The organism is Streptomyces albidochromogenes (assembly GCF_005981925.1).
Taxonomy (GTDB): domain Bacteria; phylum Actinomycetota; class Actinomycetes; order Streptomycetales; family Streptomycetaceae; genus Streptomyces; species Streptomyces albidochromogenes.
This window is the reverse complement of sequence record NZ_VBVX01000398.1, coordinates 1-5,140: the sequence shown is the minus strand read 5'-3', so window position 1 is coordinate 5,140 and position 5,140 is coordinate 1. Positions and strand designations below refer to the sequence as shown.

The window sequence follows — 5,140 nt, the reverse complement described above, 5'->3', positions numbered from 1 at the left end:
GCATGGCTCTCCCCGGAGCCCAGCTCCGCCGACACCCCGGACCCCGGCCCCGAGACCACCGCCGAGTCGCCCCGCTGAGCCGGCGCACCGCTGACCGGGCGCGCCGGGGTCGCTAACCGGGCGCGCCGGACCCGCGCTGAGGGTCCGTCACCGGCAGACCGGTGCCCGCCAGCAGCTCCAGGGCCTCCTCCCACCGCAGCGGCCCCGAGCCGCCTCCCACGAGCACGCCCATCCCCCGCAGCCGCTCGATGCTCTGCCGGTACGCGGGGTGGGCGGCCAGGGCCGGGCTCACGGAGGGCAGGACCGCGGTGGGCACCCCCGCGCCGTACGCCTCGCACAGCGTGGCCACGGCCAGGGTGTCCGCGATGCCCGCGGCCCACTTGTTGACGGTGTTGAACGTGGCCGGGGCGACGGCTATGGCGTCCGCCGGGGGGAACGGCCGCGGCTCGCCGGGCGCCCGCCACGCGGAACGCACCGGCCGCCCGGTCAGCGCCCGCACCGCGGCCTCGTCGATGAAGCCGAGCCCCTGCGGCGTGGCGATCACGCCGACCTCCCATCCCCGCTCCCGCGCGGCGACGACGAGCCGCCCCACCCCGTCGGCGCCACCGGCCGCGCAGACGACGACGTACAGAAAAGGCTTGGACTGCTCGGACACCACACGCTCCCGGCCGACGGCTGAACCCGTGCCGACCAGTGGAACAGGACGCCCCCGCCGGCTCTCCGGCGGGGGTCGCGCCCGTGGCGGAAGGAGCCGTCTCAGTCGGCGCGCTGGTGCGCCGCGATCCGCTGGGCCGGGAGGTGCGGGCGGCGGGGCAGACGCTGGACGGCACTGGGCCGGCGGGCGCCCTCGTCCTGCGGGCGGACCCTGGTCAGCTCGGCGAACAGCGCGCGGCCCGCGAGCAGGGCCTGGCGCAGCGCCTCGGTGTCCGTGTCACCCGCCGCCGCGCGCGCGGCGGCCTCCCGCAGCCGGCGACGCGCGCCCGCCTCGTGGGGGCAGTGCACGGACAGCGCCTCGTACTGCCGCTGGAAGGACTCGGCGGGGAAGCCCCGGTCGCGCGCCAGGCGCTCCAGCAGCTCGTCGGCCTGCGCGACGACCGCCCCGGGCTCGTCGACGAACCGCTCCTGCAGCCCGGCCCACTGCGCGGCGTACCGCTCACGCGCCGCCGTTGTCAGGCTCTTGACGCGCAGACCCCCGAACCGCCTCAGCCGCGCGCCCAGGTCGCGCTCGGCCGCCCCGACGTCGCCGTCGTGCCGTGCGGCCGTCTCGTCGAATTCCGGCCCGAACCTGCGGCGCAGGTCGTCGGGGGCCGCCTGCGCCACCGGCCGGGCCAGCAGCAGTGCCGTGATGATCGCGGCCACCACACCCAGAAGGACCACAGCGCCCGTCGACATGAGTTCCCACCTTTCTCCGGGGCTTCCCCGTACGAGGATTCCGCTCTCTCGTTACGGAGTGTTACCGGATGGCGGTCGGATAAACGCGGAAAGTAATGATGCATGGGATGCGGATTGCGGGGCAGGAGCGCCTTCTGAAAGAGTCCGAACACCGGGGAGGGGCAGGACGATGACGAGGACGGCGGCCATGACGACGGTGTCTGCGCAGACCATTGCCGATGCGGAGACGGTCGGGGAGCTTCCCTGGATCGAGGACGCGGGCAAGGTCGCTCCGAAGGACGCCCGAGAGCTGTCGCAGCTCTTCTTCGACCAGCTCCAGGTCCTCGAAGAGGGCACGCACGAGTACCAGTACGCGCGCAACACCCTCATCGAGATGAACCTGTCCCTCGTGCGGTACGCCGCCAACCGCTTCCGCAACCGCGGCGGCGGCGACATGGAGGACATCGTCCAGGTCGGCACGATCGGTCTGATCAAGGCCATCGACCGGTTCGACCTCAGCCGCGAGGTCGGCTTCGCCACCTTCGCCGTGCCGTACATCGTCGGTGAGATCAAGCGGTTCTTCCGTGACACCAGCTGGGCCGTTCACGTCCCCCGCCGGCTCCAGGAACTGCGCGTCGACCTCGCGAAGGCCAAGGAGGAGCTCTCCCTGCGCCTGGACCGCGACCCGACCGTCAAGGAGCTGGCCGAGCACCTGGACCTCTCCGAGGACGAGATCATCGAGGGCCTGGTCGCCGCCAACGGCTACACCGCCGGCTCCCTCGACGCGCCGAACGACAGCGGTGACGGCGCCGACGCCAACAGCCGGACCTTCGCCGACCGCCTCGGCGAGCTCGACCCGGCCCTGGAGAGCGTCGAGGACCTGCACACGCTGGCCCCGCTCCTGGAGCGGCTCGACGAGCGCGACCGCCGCATCGTCGAGATGCGCTTCGGCCAGGAGATGACGCAGGCGCAGATCGGCGCCGAGCTCGGCGTCTCCCAGATGCAGGTGTCCCGGCTCCTGACGCGCGTGCTGAAGCAGCTGCGCAGCGGGATGCTGGCCGAGCACTGAGGGCGGCCGGACACCCCGGCAGCGGCCTTACGATGTGCCGGCCCGTACTGACAGCGCCGCCCCAGGGGTGGCACAGTGGAACGATGCCCCCCAGCCCACCGTCGCCCTCACCGGACCCGGCGTCCACCGCGTCCGAGGTGACGGACCTGCTCGCGGTCCTGTGGGGCAGGGCGCAGCTGAGGGCCCCGTCCGGGCCCATCTCGCCGTCCCAGCTCCGCGCGCTGCTGGTGATCGAGCGTCTGGAGGGCGGCAATCTGCGGGCCCTGGGCGAGACGCTCGGATCGAGCCCGCCCGCCACGAGCCGGCTGTGCGACCGCCTGGAGGCGGCCGGCCTGGTGGAGCGCCGCCTCAGCCCGTCGAGCCGCCGTGAGGTGGAGCTGTACCTGAGCAGGCCGGGACGGCTCCTGCTCGAAGAAGTACGCGAGGGCCAGGTCCTGGAGCTGGCCCCGGTGCTCGGGGCGATGGCCCCCGAGGCCCTGACGCGGCTGGCCGAGGGCCTCGCCGCGTTCCGGGACGCCGCCGCCGCGGTGGTTCACGGCAGAGCGGCCGAGGAGCAGTCCCCGGTACGGGCGGTACGCCCGGCCTAGGCCGCCACCGCCGCCTCGCGGCTGTCGCGGACCGTGAACGCGTCGTCCAGACTCAGCACCCCCAGCAGCCGCGTGACGAGCGCCGAGGGCGCGGCGAGGCGCAGACGCCCCCCGAGCAGGGGGCGCACCCCCAGCAGAGCGTTGATCATCGCCGTGTCCGCGAAGTCCACCGCCGACAGGTCGATCACCACCGGCGTCCCTCCCCGGCGGGCCTCGCTGTCCAGCGCCAGGCGCAGGGGTTCGACGGAGTCCATGTCCACTTCGCCGTGCAGGGCGAGTACGACGGCCCGTTCCGAACGGTGGGTGACGAGGAGCATGCGCGGTTCGGTGCTGCGTGTGTGGTGCACAACTGGCCCCTCAGATGTGGCAGCGGCCGGCTGAGCCGACGCATCTGCCCCGATGGTGCGGCACAATCAGCCTAGGGGTAACAGTTGCCGCTTGGCAACACTCGACGTTTGTCAACATTATGGTCACGGAATCTCCGCAATACCGTTACGCTGCACCGTCCACCACACCCGCGACCGACCGGCCGCCTCCGCGAACGAACCAGGGCAACCCGGACAATCCGCCAAAACAACACAGAGGACCGCCGACCGTGACGCAATTCCTGGCCGTTGAGCGTGCCGTGCGCACCGCCGCACCGCACGCCCTCCTCGATACGGCACGCGCCGCACTGGTCGAGCACTACGAAGCCACGGACGTCGATCTCCTCCTGGCCGACTACAGCCTCACGGTCCTCCAGCCGGTCACCGCCCTGCCGCACACCGCGCACGCCCTGCCGGTCGACGCCAGCCCCGAGGGCCGCGCCTTCGGCAGCCAGGAGCCGTACGGGCAGTACGTGGCCCAGGACGGCGCGGTCGACCTGCACCTGCCGGTCACCGTCCGCGGCGACCGGCTCGGCATCCTCACCGTGCGTCTGCCCAAGCACAGATGCACCCCCCAGGCCACCGACGAACTCACCGAACTCGCCGAGCTCCTCGGCCACGAGATCATGGTCGCCGAGCGTGACACGGACCTGTACCTCCAGGCCCGCCGGGTCAGCCGCCTGACCCTCGCCGCCGAGATGCAGTGGCAGCTGCTGCCCGGCCGCGCCTGCTCCCGCCAGGAGTACGCCATCGGCGCCCAGTTGGAGCCCGCGTACGCCATCCACGGCGACAACTTCGACTGGGCCACCACCGCCGAGACCCTCACCCTCACCGTCACCAACGGAATGGGCGAGGGCATCGAGGCGTCCCTCCTCACCAACCTCGCCGTCAACGCGCTGCGCAACGCCCGCAGGGCCGGCATCGGCATCGCCGACCAGGCCGCCCTCGCCGACCAGGCCATCTACGGCCAGCACCACGGGGAGTCGTACGTCTCGACCCTCCTGCTCTCCTTCGAGCTCGCCACCGGCCACGCCCAGGTCGTGGACGCCGGCTCCCCCCAGCTGTGGCGCCAGCGCGACAAGACCGTCGAGCGCGTGCCGTTCGAGGCCCAGCTCCCCCTCGGCATGTTCGAGGAGACGGGGTACGTCGCCCAGGAGTTCCGGGTGCTCCCCGGCGACCGGCTGGTCTTCGTCAGCGACGGCGTGTACGCCGCCGCGACGCGGGCCGGCGAGACCTACGGCGAACGCGCGCTGGCGCGAGCCATCCAGGCCGCGAGCCTGCTGCCCGCCGCCGCCGTGCCCCGCGCGGTCCTCCAGGAGCTGGCCTCGTACCGGGACACCGACGCGGACGCCGCCGACGACGCCCTCGTCGTCTGCCTGGACTGGTTCGGCCGGGCCACGCGCGAAGTTAGCCCGCGGTAGAAGCGGGGCAGGAGCCCCGGGGTCCGGAGCAGGGCCTTCCCATCCACGGGGGTGAACGACATCAACCGTACGCAGACGATCTCCGACCGGAGCACCGCCGCCGAGAGGACCACCCGGCCGCACACCGCGGCCGAGGCGCGCGACACCGCTCGCCAGTTCCTGTCCGGCCTGGCCCCGGCGCCCACCGCGGAGGCCGCCGAGAACGTGGTGCTGGTCGTCTCCGAGCTGGTCACCAACGCCCTGCGGCACGCGGGCGGCATCACGGGCCTGCGCCTGACCGCCGACCGGCACACGGTGGAGATCACCGTGCAGGACCCCAGCCCGTCC

Annotated in this window: 7 protein-coding genes; 4 read left to right on the top strand and 3 right to left on the bottom strand. The window is 73.0% G+C overall.

Annotated features, from left to right (window positions below; all coding sequences use genetic code 11):
- Positions 1–112 precede the first annotated feature (112 nt).
- Positions 113–655, bottom strand: coding sequence for a flavoprotein (locus E2E34_RS31030; protein WP_138905187.1), 543 nt, complete (start codon positions 653–655; stop codon positions 113–115).
- A 101-nt stretch (positions 656–756) separates the two neighbouring features.
- Positions 757–1,392: a hypothetical protein gene (locus E2E34_RS31025; RefSeq protein WP_138905186.1), complete on the bottom strand. Its 636-nt coding sequence runs from the start codon at positions 1,390–1,392 to the stop codon at positions 757–759.
- A gap of 169 nt (positions 1,393–1,561) precedes the next feature.
- On the opposite strand from E2E34_RS31025, the gene E2E34_RS31020 reads away from it, so the two are divergent.
- Together E2E34_RS31020 and E2E34_RS31015 are read left to right on the top strand one after the other, a co-directional pair.
- Positions 1,562–2,440 (top strand): RNA polymerase sigma factor SigF, encoded by an 879-nt coding sequence (locus E2E34_RS31020; protein ID WP_138905185.1) that lies wholly within the window; start codon positions 1,562–1,564, stop codon positions 2,438–2,440.
- A gap of 83 nt (positions 2,441–2,523) precedes the next feature.
- Positions 2,524–3,027 (top strand): MarR family winged helix-turn-helix transcriptional regulator, encoded by a 504-nt coding sequence (locus E2E34_RS31015; protein WP_138905184.1) that lies wholly within the window; start codon positions 2,524–2,526, stop codon positions 3,025–3,027.
- Here E2E34_RS31015 and E2E34_RS31010 read toward each other — a convergent pair.
- Entirely contained in the window at positions 3,024–3,374 is a 351-nt protein-coding gene (locus E2E34_RS31010; protein WP_244316299.1) for an STAS domain-containing protein, read from the bottom strand. The two genes, E2E34_RS31015 and E2E34_RS31010, sit on opposite strands and share 4 nt — an antisense overlap.
- Before the next feature lie 248 nt (positions 3,375–3,622).
- Between E2E34_RS31010 and E2E34_RS31005 the strand changes: the two genes are divergently transcribed.
- Complete coding sequence (locus E2E34_RS31005; protein ID WP_138905183.1) at positions 3,623–4,813, top strand: PP2C family protein-serine/threonine phosphatase; 1,191 nt, start codon at positions 3,623–3,625, stop codon at positions 4,811–4,813.
- Between the two features lie 51 nt (positions 4,814–4,864).
- Positions 4,865–5,140 (top strand): ATP-binding protein (locus E2E34_RS31000; protein ID WP_138905182.1); only part of this gene is annotated, 276 nt, incomplete at its 3' end.